Source organism: Streptomyces sp. NBC_00775, assembly GCF_036347135.1.
Taxonomy (GTDB): Bacteria; Actinomycetota; Actinomycetes; order Streptomycetales; family Streptomycetaceae; genus Streptomyces; species Streptomyces lutosisoli.
Genome location: NZ_CP108938.1, coordinates 7,693,479 through 7,708,296 on the forward strand (window position 1 = coordinate 7,693,479; position 14,818 = coordinate 7,708,296).

Genomic DNA, 14,818 nt, shown 5'->3' on the forward strand with positions numbered 1-14,818 from the left:
GGTTCTCGTTTCCGATGTCCCATGGCGTGACACTGACCAGCACCGATGCTCGCGTCTCACGGGCGGTCCCCCGCGCGTTCGTCTCACTTCCGTGTCCTCTTCCGAGCTCTCCGGCGGGAGTCTGGACGAACGACAGGGAGCCGGCCGCGGCCATAGCCCGGGTCGGTGACCGATCGGACCCCACCCGGCAGGTGCCAGGCGCGGTGCTGGACCTGTGCACGGGCACCAGCCGGTTCCCGGCGGACGGGCTGGAGTTACGTGAGCGGGGCTGCCTTCGCGTCCCAGTCGATGTGGTGGTCGAACTGCCAGGCCATTTTCTCCGGGTTGATCAGCTTCATGGTCGCCCGCATCACGAGGTCGCGCAGTACGCGGCCGACCGGGCCCGCGGTCTTGTTGCTGTTCGTGCGGGCGCCGAGCTTGATGATGCGTTCGACGCGGGGGCGGCGCAGTTGTTCGTACGCCGCGAAAGCCTGGTTGTAGGGCAGGTCCCGCAGGCAGCGCGCGAGTTCGACGGCACTTTCGGCGGCGATGGAGGCGCCCTGCCCGGAGCTGGACGAGGCGGCGTGGGCCGCGTCGCCGATCAGGGTCATGCGGCCGTGGGTCCAGGTCGCGACCCTTGGCATGTTCTCCATCGGGCCGGTGATGAGGAGTTGGTCGACGTCGGTACGGCTGATCATCTCGAGGGCCGGGGTGCGGTCGTCGGCGAAGGCGGTCCGCAGGATGCGCATCCACTCCTTCGCGTCGATCGCCTGGGCCTCGGCGACTGTCATCGGGGCGCGGTGGGGCAGGTTCACGAACCACACCGCCGAGGAGTCGTCGAAGACCTGGTAGCCGAAGAACGCGCGCTTGCCGAAGCACATGTACATGACGCCGTCGGTGGAGGGCATCCCTGACTGGTGCATCCGCGCTCCGAAGCAGACCAGGCCGGCGTAGTTCGGCTGTGCCGCGGCCGGGTCGATCAGGGAGCGGACCGTGGAGCGGATGCCGTCGGCGCCGATGAGGACATCGGCGCTCGCCTCCGTACCGTCCGCGAAGTGCGCGGTGATGCCGGAAGCGGTGTCCGTCGTGCCGGTCAGCCGCTTGCCGTGGTGGATAGGGACAGAGCGGCGCTCCGCCTCGTCGTAGATCGCCCGGTAGAGATCGGCGCGCCAGACGAACTGCAGGGACGGGAGGCGGGAGGGCGGGGCGAACTGCGCGAGGTGCTTACCCGTCCAGCTCCGCAGCCCCATGGCGGTGACCGGTGTGCCGATGGCGCGGACGAGGTCGCCCGCGCCGATCGCGTCGAGGGCGTTCTGGCCGTTCGGGGCGATGGTCATGCCGCCTCCGGCCCCATCGGCCGTGGAGTCGTACGCCTCGTGGACGGCGGCCTCGATACCTGCCTGGCGAAGGGCCATCGCGGCGACCGGGCCCGCGATACCGCCGCCGATGACGAGCGCGGTGCGGGCTTTGCCGCTGCGGGTCATGACTGGTGCCCCCGCGCCGGGTCGTCGATCGTCGGTACGCCGTCGCTCTTGTGTGCGCGGAGCACATCCTGGACGTACGCACGGGAGAACATCGCCGACAGGATCGCGATGCCACCGCGGTGGATGCGGATCTCGCTGTTCGTCGCAGAGCCGGACAGATGGATACGGCGGCCGGCCGCCTTGTCGCCGGTGGATGAGGGCTGGGAGTCCTTGATCTTGCCGCGGTCGGTCCACCTCAGGTTCCAGTGGTCGATGGCGGTGGCGTCGTCGACCAGGAGCTTGACCATGGCCCGGTCCATGTCGAGGTGGATCTCGACGTCGTCGGGGAGGTCGGGGGAGCGGAGGTCGAGGACAGCGGCGCCATGGCGGGCCTTGACCTCGAAGTGGCCGGCCTCGGTCCAGTTGCCCAGGTGCTTGACGAGGTCGTGGTCGGAGTGGATGCGCTCGGTGAGGGACATCTCGGCGGTTCCTTTCTGGGGTGTTGCGTTGACGATTCGATAGTTGCACTGAAACTAGTATCTCGTCAACTAGTCATCCTGGGGCTAAAATCGAGTCCATGACCACATCCGCTCCCCGCAGCTCCCCCCTCGCCCTGACCGTCCTGGCCCTGCTGCACTACAAGCCGCTGCATCCGTACGGCATCCAGCGGCTGGTCAAGGACTGGGGCAAGGAACAGGTCGTCAACGTCAGGCAGCGTGCGAGCCTCTACCGCACGATCGAGCGACTCAATGGCGAAGGGCTGATCACGGTCCGCGAGACCGGGCGCGATCAGCAGTACCCCGAGCGGACCGTGTACGAAGTCACCGACATGGGGCGCGAGATCGCCCGCGCCTGGCTGGAGGAGATGCTCTCCGCGCCCAAGCAGGAGTTCCCGGAGTTCCCGGCCGCCCTCTCGAATCTGCTGCTGCTCACGCCCGAAGAGATGGGGGACGTACTGCAGCGGCGGGCCGACGCCCTCGCGGAGCAGCTCGACGGACTGGAAGCGGCCTTGGCCGCAGAGACGGAGCGGGGGCTGCCGCGCATCACCCGCCTGGAGACCGAGTACCTGCGGGCCGTGACGGCCGCGGAGCTGGAGTGGGTGCGCGCGGTGGTCGAAGACCTGCGAGCCGGCAGGCTCTCGTGGTCGAAGGAGCAGCTGGACGCCGTCGCGGCGGGGCCGGTGCAACAGTGAGCGCTCACTGCATCTGACCTGGAAAATGCAGGTATAGCGACGCCAGGCTCATTCTCGTAAGCAAGGATGGAAAGGTGTTGGTTCCGAGGAATTACAGGTACGCGCCATGAGCGCGTTTCGCATCTATCTCAGGGTCGTCAGCCAGTCTCTGCAGCCGGAGGAAATCTCCAAGAGGCTGGGAGCGGAGCCCGACGAGTCGACCTCGATCGGAAGTCGCCGGCATCCGCAGGCGCCTCCGCGGTCGCATGCGACCTGGATTCGGCATGCCGGGCCGCCGGCGGGAGGCTGTGCGCGGCCGGAGGAGCTGGAGCCGGTGGTCGTCGGGTGGGGGAGGGATCTCGCTGGTGCCGTCGGGCGACTGGTCGGCTCGGGGGAGGCTGTCGCGTCTCTGGTGATTGTTCAGGAGATCAGGGACCTCGACGACCCGCAGCAGAAAGGCATCTTCCTTGGGGCCGACCTGATGTCCTGGATGGGTGCGGCCAGGGCGTCGCTCGATATCGATCAGTACGTCTATCACGAGTGCGGCGATGAATCGGACGGTGACGTTCCGTAGAACTCTGTCCGGAGTGCGCCACCCCCTCCCGGACCTTCTCTTCAGGGGATGCACATGGGATTCCAAAATGTGATCGCCATCACATTGCCCAGAGTGATTCGCACGCTACTCTCACACCCGCACCACGAGAGGTGCACACTCCGCACTGCCTGCCTCGGGTGACACAACTGCCCCGGGTGACAAATGAGTTGATTCGTATCGAGTCCCACCAGGGCTCGCTGTCTCGACGGGGGAACGTCGTGCGGCGTTGGGAATCACACCGTGACATAGCGGACTACGGTGACATGGCGGACCACGGTGACGCGGCGGACCGCAGCGATCAGTGGACTCGGCAGCTGGTCAAGACGTGTGATCCGGCCACGGCCTGCGAGGTGCTGTATCAGGCGCTCGCCGAACTGCCCCGTCACCAGGGCGGTGTGCAGCTGACCGGGCGGTTCGCCGTCGAGATGGTCAGCCGGCCGGCTTCGGAGCTGTCGCGGCTCGTACGGAACGAGATCCTCAGGCGCGGGCATGGACTGCGGCTGCTGCTCGGTCAGGCCGCCGCCTCGGAGCCGGTCGCCCGTACCGTCATGGGGCATGTCGCGGCTGAGGGGGCCCATGTCCGCGTCTCCTCCGCGCCGTTGCCCAACCTGGCCTTCGTGGGGATCGAGATCGCCGTCGTGTACGCGTTCACGCGGGACGGGCAGCCGCAGGGGCTGGTGGTCCGCGGTGATGCCATGAGTGCTCTGCACCAGTACCAGCAGGTGTTGTGGGACCACGGCACGGAGCCGGTCCCGCACTGCCACACCACCCGGTCCGTGGTGCTCGACCCGGCTCAGGCGCAGGTCCTGCGACTGCTCGGCTCCGGCATGAAGGACGACACCGCAGCGCGGCAGATGAACGTGTCCGTCCGCACCTACCGGCGGCATGTCGCCGCGATCCTGAAGTCCCTGCATGTCAACACCCGCTTCGAGGCGGGGCTCAAAGCGGCCGAACTCGGGCTGTTGAGCAAGAGGCGAACTTCCGCTCAGGAAACGGGACTTGGTGGTGGCAGGTTGATGCCGAGTTTTCTGTCCGGGAACGCTTGCTGAGTCCCGGAGGGGCTCCTAAGTTGATCTCCGGATCACCGAGCAGCGCGTAGCCGACACGTCGTACATCTGCGGTGACATCACTAACCCATCCCCACAAGGGTCTTCGCGCTACCTCGCCATGCGTGCGCAGGCACGTCGGATGGCAGAAACGGATGACGGGATGTCAACTACTTCGGTCACCCTCGACGCCGTCGAGGACGCCGTGCTGTCCACGACGGCCGAGATCCTGAAGCTGCCGGAGGTCCGTCTCGACGACAACCTGCTCGAACTCGGCGTCGACTCACTGGTCGCCACCCGCATCGTCGCCGCCCTGCGCACCCGGTTCGGCGTGGACATCCCGCTGCTCAACGTCTTCGAGACCCCTGTGCTGAGTGAGTTCGCCGAATCCGTCCTCGACCTCATCGACGACGCCAACGACGCATACGACGCGTACGACGGGCACGACGAGCACGGCGAGCACGACGCGGCCCGGGTCTGACCTCCATGGGCATACCTGGCGAGTTTCCCTACGACGCCGGTCTCCACCCCGGGGGTTACAGCACGCGGCTGTGGACCATGCGGCAGCTGGCGGGGCTGCGGAGCGCCGAGTCCACCAACGAGCGCTTCGCGTACCTGCTCGGCATGGGTGAGACGGGTCTCTCGCTGGCCTTCGACCTGCCGACCCAACTGGGGCTCGATCCCGACGACCCGGCCGCCGACGGGGAAGTGGGACGTACGGGTGTGTCCATCGCCACGGTCGACGACCTGGGGACCGTCTTCGCGGGGATCCCCCTCGACCAGGTGTCGGTGTCCTTCACCATCAACGCCACGGCACCCATGCTGCTGGCGATGTGGATCGTCGTCGCGGAGGAGTCCGGGGTCGATCCCGCCGCCCTGCGCGGCACCCTGCAGAACGAGATGCTCAAGGAGTTCCTCGCCCGCAAGGCCTTCATCTACGACCTGGACACCAGCGTCCGGTACGCCCTTGATGTCGTCGAGTACTGCATGAGCTCCCTGCCGGGCGTCAACCCCATCTCCATCTCCGGCGGCCACGCCCGGGAGGCCGGGGCGGACGCCGCTCTGGAGGTGGCGTGCGCGCTCGCGAGCGTCGACGCCTATCTGGGCGGGATGGTCGACCGCGGTCACACCCCGGAGGCGGTCGCGTCCAGGTTCAGCTTCATCTTCGGGACCGACATGGAGCTGCTCAAGGAGGCCGCCAAGCTGCGGGTCGCCCGCCGCCGGTACGCCGAGCGCATGCGGGACCGCTGGGGAGTCGCGGAACCCCGTGCCATGAAGCTGCGCGCCCAGGTCAACACCTTCGGGTCGGCGCTCGCCTACCAGGAGCCGCTCAACAACATCGTCCGCGCGACGGTGCAGGCGATCGCCGCCGTGCTCGGCGGCACCCAGTCCCTGCACGTGTGCAGTTTCGACGAAGCGGTGCAGACACCGGGGCCACTGGGCGCCCGGATCGCGCTGCGCACCCAGCAGATCCTCGCCCACGAGACGGATCTCGCCCGCTACGCGGACCCGCTCGGCGGCTCCCACGTCGTCGAGGGGCTGGTCGACGAGGTGGGCAAGGAGGTCGACGGCTGGCTGCAGCGGATCGAGGACCGTGGCGGCATCGCGGCGTGCATCCGCAGCGGCTGGCTGGAGGGAGAGATCGAGGAACTCGCCTTCCAGGATCCGGGGCCGACCGTGGGCGTCCTCGATCCCGCCCCGTCCGCGTCCGTGTCCGCCTCCGAACGGCAGCTCCTGCTCGCCGAGTCGCACACCACCACCGGGGGCCGGCGAGACGTCGTCCGCGCCAGCTGCCCGGCGGAGCTCGACCGGCTGCGCGCGGACGCCCTGTCCGGAAGCAATGTACTGCCCGCCCTCATCGAGGCCGTCCGTGCGCGCGCCACCATCGGACAGCTCTGCGCGGCCATGCGTCCGACCGACGACGACCAGCAGGCCGCACTCACGTCCTGACCGACCACAACACGATCCTCCTGACCGGCCACACCCCGATCGCCCTGACCGACGTGCAACCCCGATCGTCCTGACCGACGTGCAACCCCGATCGTCCTGACCGACGTGCAACCCCGATCGTCCTGACCGACGTGCAACCCCGATCGTCCCGACCGACGCACACCCCGATCCTCCCGACCGACGCACCACGATCCTCCTCACTGGCGCACCACGATCCCGAACCGGAGTATCAAGATGGCGAGTCTCATCGAGGCGGTTCAGCAAGGCGCCGATCCCGCCGAGCTGATGGCCTGCGAGGTTCCGGAGTCCTACCGCGCGGTGTTTCTGCGCCGTGCGGACGAGCAGTTGTTCCACGGCTCCGAGTCGTCCGGTGACAAGGACGTACGCCGCACACTGCACGTCGGTGAGGTGCCCATGCCGGAACTGGCGCCGGACGAGGCGCTGGTGGCGGTGATGTCCTCCGCCGTGAACTACAACACCGTCTGGTCGGCCCTGTACGAACCGGTGTCCACCTTCCGCTTCCTTAGGCAGTTCGGCCGCCAGGACCGCTGGACCGCGCGGCACGACCTCGACTACCAGGTCGTCGGCTCCGACGCGGCCGGTGTGGTCGTCCGGGTCGGCAGCGCGGTGCGGCACTGGTCGCCCGGTGACCGCGTGGTGGTCAACCCGCCCTACATCGACGAGCAGGACCCGGTCTCCCAGCGCGACGGCATGATGACCAACGGCATGCTGGCCTGGGGCTTCGAGACCAACTTCGGTGCCTTCGGCGACTTCGCCGTGGTGCGCGCCAGCCAGCTGGTGCCCAAGCCTCCGCACCTGTCCTGGGAGGAGGCCGCCTGCAACACCCTGTGCCTCGGGACCTCGTACCGCATGCTGATCGGCGACAATGGCGCCCGGATCAAGGCCGGGGACATCGTGCTGATCTGGGGCGCGGCGGGCGGCCTGGGCTCGTACGCCGTGCAGCTCGTGCGGCAGGCCGGCGGTATCGCCGTCGGGGTCGTCGGCTCCACCGCGAAGGCCGACCTGATGGACCGCCTGGGCTGTCATCTCGTCGTCGACCGCAACAGCGTGGGCCTCGGCGACACCGGCGAGGGAGATCCGGGATCCGCCTGGAAGGCCCTGGGCTCGGTCATCCGGAAGGAACTCGGCGAGGACCCCCATGTCGCCTTCGAACACGTCGGCAAGGCCACCTTCGAGACCTCGGTGAACGTGGTGCGGCGCGGCGGCACGGTGGTGACCTGCGGATCCAGCAGCGGCTACCAGCACGCGTACGACAACCGCTACCTCTGGATGAAGCTCAAGCGGATCATCGGCAGCCACGGGGCCAACGCCGACGAGGCATGCGAGGCCAACCGACTGATGCGCCTGGGCATGGTGGTGCCCGCCCTGTCGCGCGTCTACCCGCTGCACGAGGCGCCCGAGGCCACGCGCTCGGTCCAGCTCAACGCACACGAGGGGAAGGTCGGCCTGCTCAACCTGGCCACCGCCGAGGGGCAGGGCGTGACGGACCAGGCGTTGCGGCAGCAGGTCGGCGAGGAGCGGCTGCGGCTGTTCCGCGATCACGCCTCGGGGAGCTCCGCGGCGAGCGCCGCGGGGAGCGCCGGGGCGGTGACGGGCCGGTGACGATCCCGGAGCCGGTGACGATCCCCGAGGCGTTCCGGCGGCAGGTGGCGCACCGCCCCGACGCCGTCGCCGTCGCTACAGCGGCCGAGCGGCTCAGCTACGCCGAACTCGACCGCCGTTCCGACGACTTGGCCCGTGACCTGGTCGCGGCCGGGGTCCGCGCGGGCGATCGCGTCCTGGTGTGCCTGGAGCGGTCGGCCGGCCTCGTGGTGGGTCTGCTCGCGGTGCTGAAGGCCCGTGCGGCGTACCTGCCGGTGGACCTCGGCGAGGCTCCGGCACGGCTGGCCGGGATCCTCGCCGACGCCGAGGTCAGGCTCGCCCTGTGCGACACGGCCGGCGCCGCGCTGCTGGAGAACCAGGACGTGCCCGTACTGCGTGAAGGCGGCGGGGCGGCGCGTCCGGAGCCGTCGGACGAGGGCGGGGCCGCACCCGGACCCCCCATCACCCCCGAACTCCCGGCCACCCCCGAGGACTTGGCCTGCATCATGTACACCTCGGGATCCACCGGCCGACCCAAGGGCGTCATGGTCCCGCACCGGGCCGTACTGAATCTGGTGACCGAGCCCAACTACGTCACGCTGACTCCCGAGGACCGCGTGCTGCACCTCGCGCCGGTCGCCTTCGACGCGGCGACCTTCGAGATCTGGGGTGCCCTGCTCAACGGGGCCCGGCTGGAGCCGGCGCCCGCCTCTCCGGTCGGGCCGCAGGAGTTGGGCGCGCTGCTGCGCGAGCGGCGGATCAGTGTGCTGTGGCTGACCGCCGCGCTGTTCCACCGCCAGATCGACTTCTCCCCGGAGTCGTTGAGCGGGGCGCGCGTGGTGCTGGCCGGCGGTGACGTGCTGTCCGTGGAACATGTGCGCAAACTCCGGGCGGCCGCCCCGGACTTGGAGATCGTCAACGGCTACGGACCCACCGAGGCCACCACCTTCTCGGTGTGCCACCGGATCGCCCCGGAGGAGGAGTTCGCGCACTCGGTGCCGATCGGCGTACCCATTCAGGGGGCCTCGGCAGAGCTGCGCGACGAGTCCGGCACGGCGGTCGACGAAGGTGTGGAGGGCGCGGAGGGCGCGGAGGGCGCGGAGGGCGCGGAGGGCGCTGAGGGTGAACTGTGGATCGCCGGGGCCGGTGTCGCGCACGGCTACTGGCGGCGGCCCGACCTGACGGCGGAGCGTTTCGTCGCCGATGCCGCCGGCCGGACCTGGTACCGCACCGGCGACCTGGCGCGCCGGCGGGACGACGGCGTGCTGGAGTTCCTGGGCCGTATCGACGGGCAGTTCAAACTGCGCGGGCACCGGGTGGAACCCGGCGAGATCGAGAATCTGCTGGCCGCGCACCCGCAGGTGCGCCAGGCCGCCGTCGGGGTCCGCGACAACCTGGTCGGCGACCCCAAGCTGGTGGCCTGGGTGACCACCACCGGCCCCCTCGACCGCAAGGCGCTGCGTGCCTACGTACGCGAGCGGCTGCCCGAGTACATGGTCCCGACCGTGTTCGCGACCGTCGACGCGCTGCCCGTCACGGCGAACGGCAAGGTCGACCGGCCCGCGCTACCGACTCCCGACTGGCGACGCAAGGAGAACTATGTCTGAGCTGAGAGCGGGGCTGGCGCGGACCGTCGGCGAGACCTGGCACGAGGTGCTCGGTATCGACGGGATCGGCCCCGACGACGACTTCTTCGACCTCGGCGGGGATTCGATGGTGGCGGCCCGGCTGAGCGCGCTGCTGGAGGAACGGCTCGGGATCGAGGTTCCGCTGCTGACCGTGTTCGACAACCCGACGGTCGCACAACTCACTGCGGAACTGGAGAGCGCACATGCCGACCGAAACTGAGACGCCGGTGGCCCGGAAGCCCGGGAAACGCGATGTCCGGCTGTGGATCGCCGGAACCAGCGTCTCGCTGTTCGGCGACGCGGCCCTGTGGATCGCCCTCGGCGTCTGGATGAAGGACCTGACCGGTTCGAACGGAATGGCCGGACTGGCCTTCGCCGCCTATGTGGTGCCACGCCTCGGCGCCCCGTTCCTCGGCCTGGTCGTGGACCGTTTCCGCCGCCGGCCGCTGATCGCCCTGCTCAACTTCGTGCTGGCGGGCTGGGTCTGTCTGGCCTTCCTCGTCCATGACGAGCACCAGGCGTGGCTGCTCTACCTGGTGCTGTTCGGCATCGGACTGGGCGTCGGCATGCACAACGCGGCGGGCAGCGCCCTGCTCACCAATCTGGTGCACGCCGACGATCTGGGACCGACCAACGCACTGCTGCGGACCGTGCAGGAGGCCGGCATGCTCGCCGCCCCCGCGATCGGCTCGCTCCTGTACGTCAGCTTCGGCCCCCGCTTGGTGGCCGGAGTGGAAGTCGCGACCTTCCTGATCTGCGCGTTCAGCGTCCTCGCGGTCCGGGTGGACGAGCCCGCGCCGAAGCCCCCCGAGGGCACGCTTCCGCAGGAACTGATGGCCGGCCTGCGCCACTTGGCACGCACGCCGCGGCTGCGGGCGGTGTCCATCGCCATGGGCGGCGGTCTGCTCGGCTTCGGCTTCATCGAGACGGTGATCTACGCCATCGCCGACCAGGGCCTGCACCGCAGCGCGGCGTTCGTCGGTGTGCTCACCGTCGCGAAGGGCATCGGCTCGGTGCTCGGCGGCCTGGCCGGCATGCGCGTACTCAAGCGGGTGGGGCCGGGCAGGGAGGGGCTGCTGACCGTGTGCGGCCTCAGCATGATGGCCCTCGGCTGCGCGATTGTGGTGCTGCCCGGCATCGTCGCGGCCCTGGCGGGCGTGTTCGTGATGGGCCTGGGCACCCCCGGCGCGGTCGTCGGTCTCTACACCTCGGTGCAGCGGAACTCTCCCGCGCAGTTGCAGGGCCGTGTCGCGTCGGTGGCGAGCATGCTCGCCACCGCCCCCCAGGTGTTGTCCGTGGCGACCGGTGCCGCGCTGATCGCCACCGTCGACTACCGGATCCTGCTGGTCGTCATGGTCGCCCTGATCGGTACCAGCGCCTGCTATCTGGCCCTTCGCGTACGCGGCTTCGACCACGCCGATGAGGCGCGGCCCGCCACGGCGGGCGTGGCCGAGCCGGCCGCCGCCGCCGACTGATGGGCCCCGCGAACGCACCGTATCCAGGCCCTATCTAGGCCCTATCCAGGCCGCATCCGGGCCGCACACAACCCGCTCGCCCCAGACATGGATTGGGAGACACCGTGACGAGCGCCCCCATAGCGCTGCCGCTGACGCCGCAGCAGAGAGGCGTGTACTTCCTGCACTGCCTGGCTCCGGACAGCGCCGTCTACAACGTGCCCATCGTGCTGCGGGTGCGGGGCGGGCTCGACCGCGAGCGGCTGCGTGCCGCCGTGGGCGCGTTGCAGTCCCGGCATCAGGCGCTGCGCCTGACCGTCGAGGAGCGCGACGGCCAGGTCCTTCAGCTGATCCACTCCGCCGAGGCCGCCGCCCCGGTCGAGGTGTCCTGGACGCGGCTGCCGGGAGCGGACGCGGAGACGGCGGCCGGGGAGGCCGTACGGCGGGCGGCCCAGCCCTTCGACGTCGTACGCGGCCCGCTGATGCGTGTCGACGTGGTGGAGCTGAGCCCCGACGACCACGCGCTGGTGCTGTGCTTCCACCACCTGATCATCGACGAGGTCGCCGCGACCGCGCTGGCGGGCGAGCTGGACCGGCTCTACGGCGATCCGGCCGCCCTTCCCGCGGCCGGCCCCGAGCACCAGTACGCGGACTTCTGCGCCGGGCTGCTGGCCGAGCCCGACCCCGCGGGTCTCGCGTTCTGGCGCGACCGGCTGGCCGGGATGCCCGTGCTGCCGCTGCCGGAGGAGCACATCCCCGAGGAGCACGGCCTGTTCACCGGGGACCGGGTCGGATTCACGGTGCCGGAGAAGACCGCCGCGCGGCTCGCCGAGGTGTGCCGCGGCCACCGGGTCTCGGAGTTCATGGTCTTCCACGCCGCGCTGATGGTGCTGCTGCACCGCTGGACCGGCGCCGCCGACATCGCGGTCGGCACCCCGATGAGCGGCCGGATCGATCTGCGGTTCGCCGAGACCGTGGGCTTCTTCCAGAACACGGTCGTCCTGCGCGGCGCGGTGGTGCCCGAGCAGGGCTTCGCCGCACTGCTCAAGACCGCCCGGCGGACCGTTCTGGAGAGTCTGCAACGCCAGGACACGCCCTTCGAGGCGGTGGTGGACGCACTGCGCCCGGCACGCGAGTCCACCCGCAACCCGCTGTTCCAGGCGGCCCTCGTCTTCAACCGCCGCAAGGTGGAGCAGGACTGGACCCTCCCCGGTCTTCAGGTGGAGCCGCTGCCGTTCGTGTGGCCGGCCTCCCACTTCGACCTGACCCTCACGCTGCTGCACGAATCCGGCGTGCTCAAGGGCGACTTCGCCTACAGCGCGCAGCGCTTCACGAAGGAGACCGTGGAGCGCGTGGTGGCGGTGTTCCTGCACCTCCTCGACGGTCTGCTGGCCGCTCCGGACGCCCCGGTCGGCGACGTGGAACTGATGGACGCCGACGACCTCGAACACGTACTGGCCCTCGGCACGCGGGCCGGCCGGTACGTCCTGGACGAGCGGCTGCGCCCCCTGCCGCTCGGCTTCTACGGCGCGGTGCACACCGGCGACCCCTCCGCCGGGGTCACCACCGCCACCGGCGAGCGGGGCAGATTCGCCCCGGACGGCCGCTTCGAACTGTGGCGCGACCCGGCCGAGGCGGCCCTGGCGGCCCACCCGGCCGTAAGCGCCGCCGTCATCGTCTCCTGCGCGCAGGGCGAGGGCGACGGTCACGAGACCGTCGGCTGCGTCGTACCGCGTCCCGGCACGGAACTCCCCAGCGCACGCGAGCTGTTGACCCATCTGCAGGCCCGGGTGCCCGCTCATCTCGTTCCCCAGCGGATCGTGTTCTGCGCGGCGATCCCCGCCGGCGCGGACGGCCGCCCCGACCTCGACGCGGTGGCCGAGCTGGTCGCCGCCCGCCCGGAGCCGGACGGCCGGCCGGACGAGCCGGCGGACGAGGAACCGCGGGACGAGACCGAGCGGCGGCTGGCCGGCCTCTTCGAGGAGCTGCTGGGCGTACCCGGCCTCGGCCGGTACGACAACTTCTTCGACTTCGGCGGCCACTCGCTGCTGGCCGTACGTCTGGTCGCGCGGGTCGCCGAGGAGTTCGGCCGGCCGCTGGGCGTCGGGGTGTTCATGAACCACCCGACCGTGGCCGCGCTGGCCCGGGTCCTGGCCGACGGGACACCGGCGGAGGCCGGCGGCCTGGTCCGGCTGCGGGAGGGCGACGGCGGATCCGGCGACCTAGGGGGTGTTCCCCTGGCGGTGGCCCTGATCCACCCCGTCGGCGGCACCCTCATGTGCTACGGCGACCTCGTCTCCCTGCTCCCCGCGGGCGTCGAGGTCGTCGGCCTGGAAAGGGTCGCGGGCACGCACCCCGAGGACACCTCCTACCAGGACCTGGTGAGCCGGTACGCCGCCACGCTGGCCGGGGCCCTGCCCGGCCGCCGTATCGCCCTGCTCGGCTGGTCGCTCGGCGGAGTCCTGGCGCACTCGGTCGCGGCGGAACTCGGCGCGCTCGGCCACGACGTGGCACTGGTCGCCCTGCTCGACTCCCTCGCCCAGCGCACCGGGGAGGACGCCGAGCGGATGTCGGGCACCGGCGCCGAACTGTTCGCGCTCGCCGCGTCGGTACGCCAGGACGGCACCGGCGTGCTCGGCGCCACCGCCGGGCGGCAGCTGCTGATGCGCCGCTTCGGCGTCGACCTGGCCGCGCTGCGCGAGACGCCCGCCGAGCAGGCCGCGCGGATGCTGGAGGACTGGGGCCGGCTGCTCGGCCTGGTCGCCGAGTGCGCACCGGCCCTGCCCGCGGCGCCCGTCCAGCTGTTCCTGTGCGCGGACAACCCGCCCGGATACCCCGAGGCGCTCGCCGCGAGCTGGGAGGGCCTGCACGGGGAACTCGACGTGCGCAGCGTGCCCGGCACCCACACCGAGGTGCTCGGCTCTCCCGCCGTCGAGCAGGTCGTGGCGGCGTTCCTGGAGCGGATCGAGCGGTCATGACGCACCCTCGGGTCGCCAAGGACTGGTACGAGAGCGCCGGGGTGCGCGGCGCGCCCCGCCGGATGCTGGAGGAGGACCGCGAGGCGGGGCTGAAGGTGTTCCCCGAGGCGCTGGTCCCGCATCTGCGCCACGAGGGGCTCGCGGACCTCGGCGCCGAGGGCCGCCGGGCGCTGCTGACCCAGCACTTCTACCAGTACATGCAGTTCACCGCACACCTGGAGACCAAGGTCGTCAACCGGGGGGCCGCGATGGTGGCGCACGGCGAGACCGACCTCGACGTGGGGCCCGGCGCCCGGCTGGACGCCTTCAAGATCTACAGCGACGAGGCGTACCACGCGCTGTTCAGCCTGGACGTGGTCCAGCAGGTCGAGAAGGTCACGGCCGTCCCGGTGCTGCCCTACGACTTCGGTCCGCGGATGGAGCGGCTGGACCGCACCGCCGACCGTTTCCTGCCGGACCACGGCTCGCTCGCCCAGCTGCTCCAGGTTGTCGCCTTCGAGACCGTGGTGACCAGGTTCCTCAGCCGGATACCGCGCGACGAGACGGTGTTCCGCGTGGTGCGCGAGGTCGTCGGCGACCACGTCCGTGACGAGGTGCACCACCACGCCTACTTCACCCGGTTCTTCAAGGAACTGTGGGCCGGGCTCTCCCCGGCGCTGCGGGTCAAGGTGGCGTGCGGCATGCCGCACTTCGTCAACGACTGCCTGCGCCCCGACCTCGGCCCGGTCCGCGCCGCCCTGCTCTCGGCCGGCCTCACCACAGACCGCGCCGAGGAGGTGATCCGCGACTGCTACCGCGAGGAGACGCTCGTCGCGGCGGTGCGCGACGCCGGACGGCACACCTTGGGGCTGTGCGAGTACGTGGGCGCCTTCGACATCCCCGAGGCACAGGAACAGCTGCGGGTGCTGGGGCTCGCCGACTGACGGAACAGCCGACTGACGGAACAGCCGAC

General features: G+C 70.5%; 13 protein-coding genes. 11 read left to right on the top strand and 2 right to left on the bottom strand.

The genetic code is table 11. The annotated features are described in order from the left end of the window. Positions 1–254 precede the first annotated feature (254 nt). The gene (locus OIC96_RS34195) at positions 255–1,463 is read right to left on the bottom strand and encodes an FAD-dependent oxidoreductase (RefSeq protein WP_330304153.1); all 1,209 of its coding nucleotides are present in this window, start codon (positions 1,461–1,463) and stop codon (positions 255–257) included. Beyond that, the gene (locus OIC96_RS34200) at positions 1,460–1,921 is read right to left on the bottom strand and encodes a hypothetical protein (RefSeq protein WP_330304152.1); all 462 of its coding nucleotides are present in this window, start codon (positions 1,919–1,921) and stop codon (positions 1,460–1,462) included. The genes OIC96_RS34195 and OIC96_RS34200 overlap by 4 nt, the downstream gene beginning before the upstream one ends. A gap of 98 nt (positions 1,922–2,019) precedes the next feature. Between OIC96_RS34200 and OIC96_RS34205 the strand changes: the two genes are divergently transcribed. From OIC96_RS34205 to OIC96_RS34255, 11 genes are all read left to right on the top strand, one after another. Next, the gene (locus OIC96_RS34205; RefSeq protein ID WP_330304151.1) at positions 2,020–2,634 is read left to right on the top strand and encodes a PadR family transcriptional regulator; all 615 of its coding nucleotides are present in this window, start codon (positions 2,020–2,022) and stop codon (positions 2,632–2,634) included. A 106-nt stretch (positions 2,635–2,740) separates the two neighbouring features. After that, positions 2,741–3,187, top strand: coding sequence for a DUF4279 domain-containing protein (locus tag OIC96_RS34210; RefSeq protein ID WP_330304150.1), 447 nt, complete (start codon positions 2,741–2,743; stop codon positions 3,185–3,187). A 284-nt stretch (positions 3,188–3,471) separates the two neighbouring features. Then, entirely contained in the window at positions 3,472–4,257 is a 786-nt protein-coding gene (locus tag OIC96_RS34215; protein WP_330304149.1) for a helix-turn-helix transcriptional regulator, read from the top strand. Positions 4,258–4,417: 160 nt separating this feature from the next. Next, positions 4,418–4,735, top strand: coding sequence for a phosphopantetheine-binding protein (locus OIC96_RS34220; RefSeq protein ID WP_330304148.1), 318 nt, complete (start codon positions 4,418–4,420; stop codon positions 4,733–4,735). Positions 4,736–4,740: 5 nt separating this feature from the next. Continuing rightward, positions 4,741–6,204 (top strand): methylmalonyl-CoA mutase family protein, encoded by a 1,464-nt coding sequence (locus tag OIC96_RS34225; RefSeq protein WP_330304147.1) that lies wholly within the window; start codon positions 4,741–4,743, stop codon positions 6,202–6,204. A 234-nt stretch (positions 6,205–6,438) separates the two neighbouring features. After that, positions 6,439–7,827: a crotonyl-CoA carboxylase/reductase gene (gene ccrA / locus OIC96_RS34230; protein WP_330304146.1), complete on the top strand. Its 1,389-nt coding sequence runs from the start codon at positions 6,439–6,441 to the stop codon at positions 7,825–7,827. Next, a complete protein-coding gene (locus tag OIC96_RS34235; RefSeq protein WP_330304145.1) occupies positions 7,824–9,413 on the top strand; it encodes an amino acid adenylation domain-containing protein in 1,590 nt (529 codons plus the stop codon). Before ccrA ends, OIC96_RS34235 begins: the two co-directional genes overlap by 4 nt. Next, positions 9,406–9,654: an acyl carrier protein gene (locus tag OIC96_RS34240; RefSeq protein WP_330304144.1), complete on the top strand. Its 249-nt coding sequence runs from the start codon at positions 9,406–9,408 to the stop codon at positions 9,652–9,654. The genes OIC96_RS34235 and OIC96_RS34240 overlap by 8 nt, the downstream gene beginning before the upstream one ends. After that, positions 9,638–10,909 carry an MFS transporter gene (locus tag OIC96_RS34245; protein ID WP_330304143.1) on the top strand — a complete coding sequence of 424 codons (1,272 nt, stop codon included), beginning with the start codon at positions 9,638–9,640 and terminating at the stop codon, positions 10,907–10,909. Before OIC96_RS34240 ends, OIC96_RS34245 begins: the two co-directional genes overlap by 17 nt. A 104-nt stretch (positions 10,910–11,013) precedes the next feature. Next, positions 11,014–13,866 (top strand): condensation domain-containing protein, encoded by a 2,853-nt coding sequence (locus tag OIC96_RS34250; protein WP_330304142.1) that lies wholly within the window; start codon positions 11,014–11,016, stop codon positions 13,864–13,866. Then, positions 13,863–14,789: a diiron oxygenase gene (locus OIC96_RS34255; protein ID WP_330304141.1), complete on the top strand. Its 927-nt coding sequence runs from the start codon at positions 13,863–13,865 to the stop codon at positions 14,787–14,789. Before OIC96_RS34250 ends, OIC96_RS34255 begins: the two co-directional genes overlap by 4 nt. Positions 14,790–14,818: the final 29 nt, after the last annotated feature.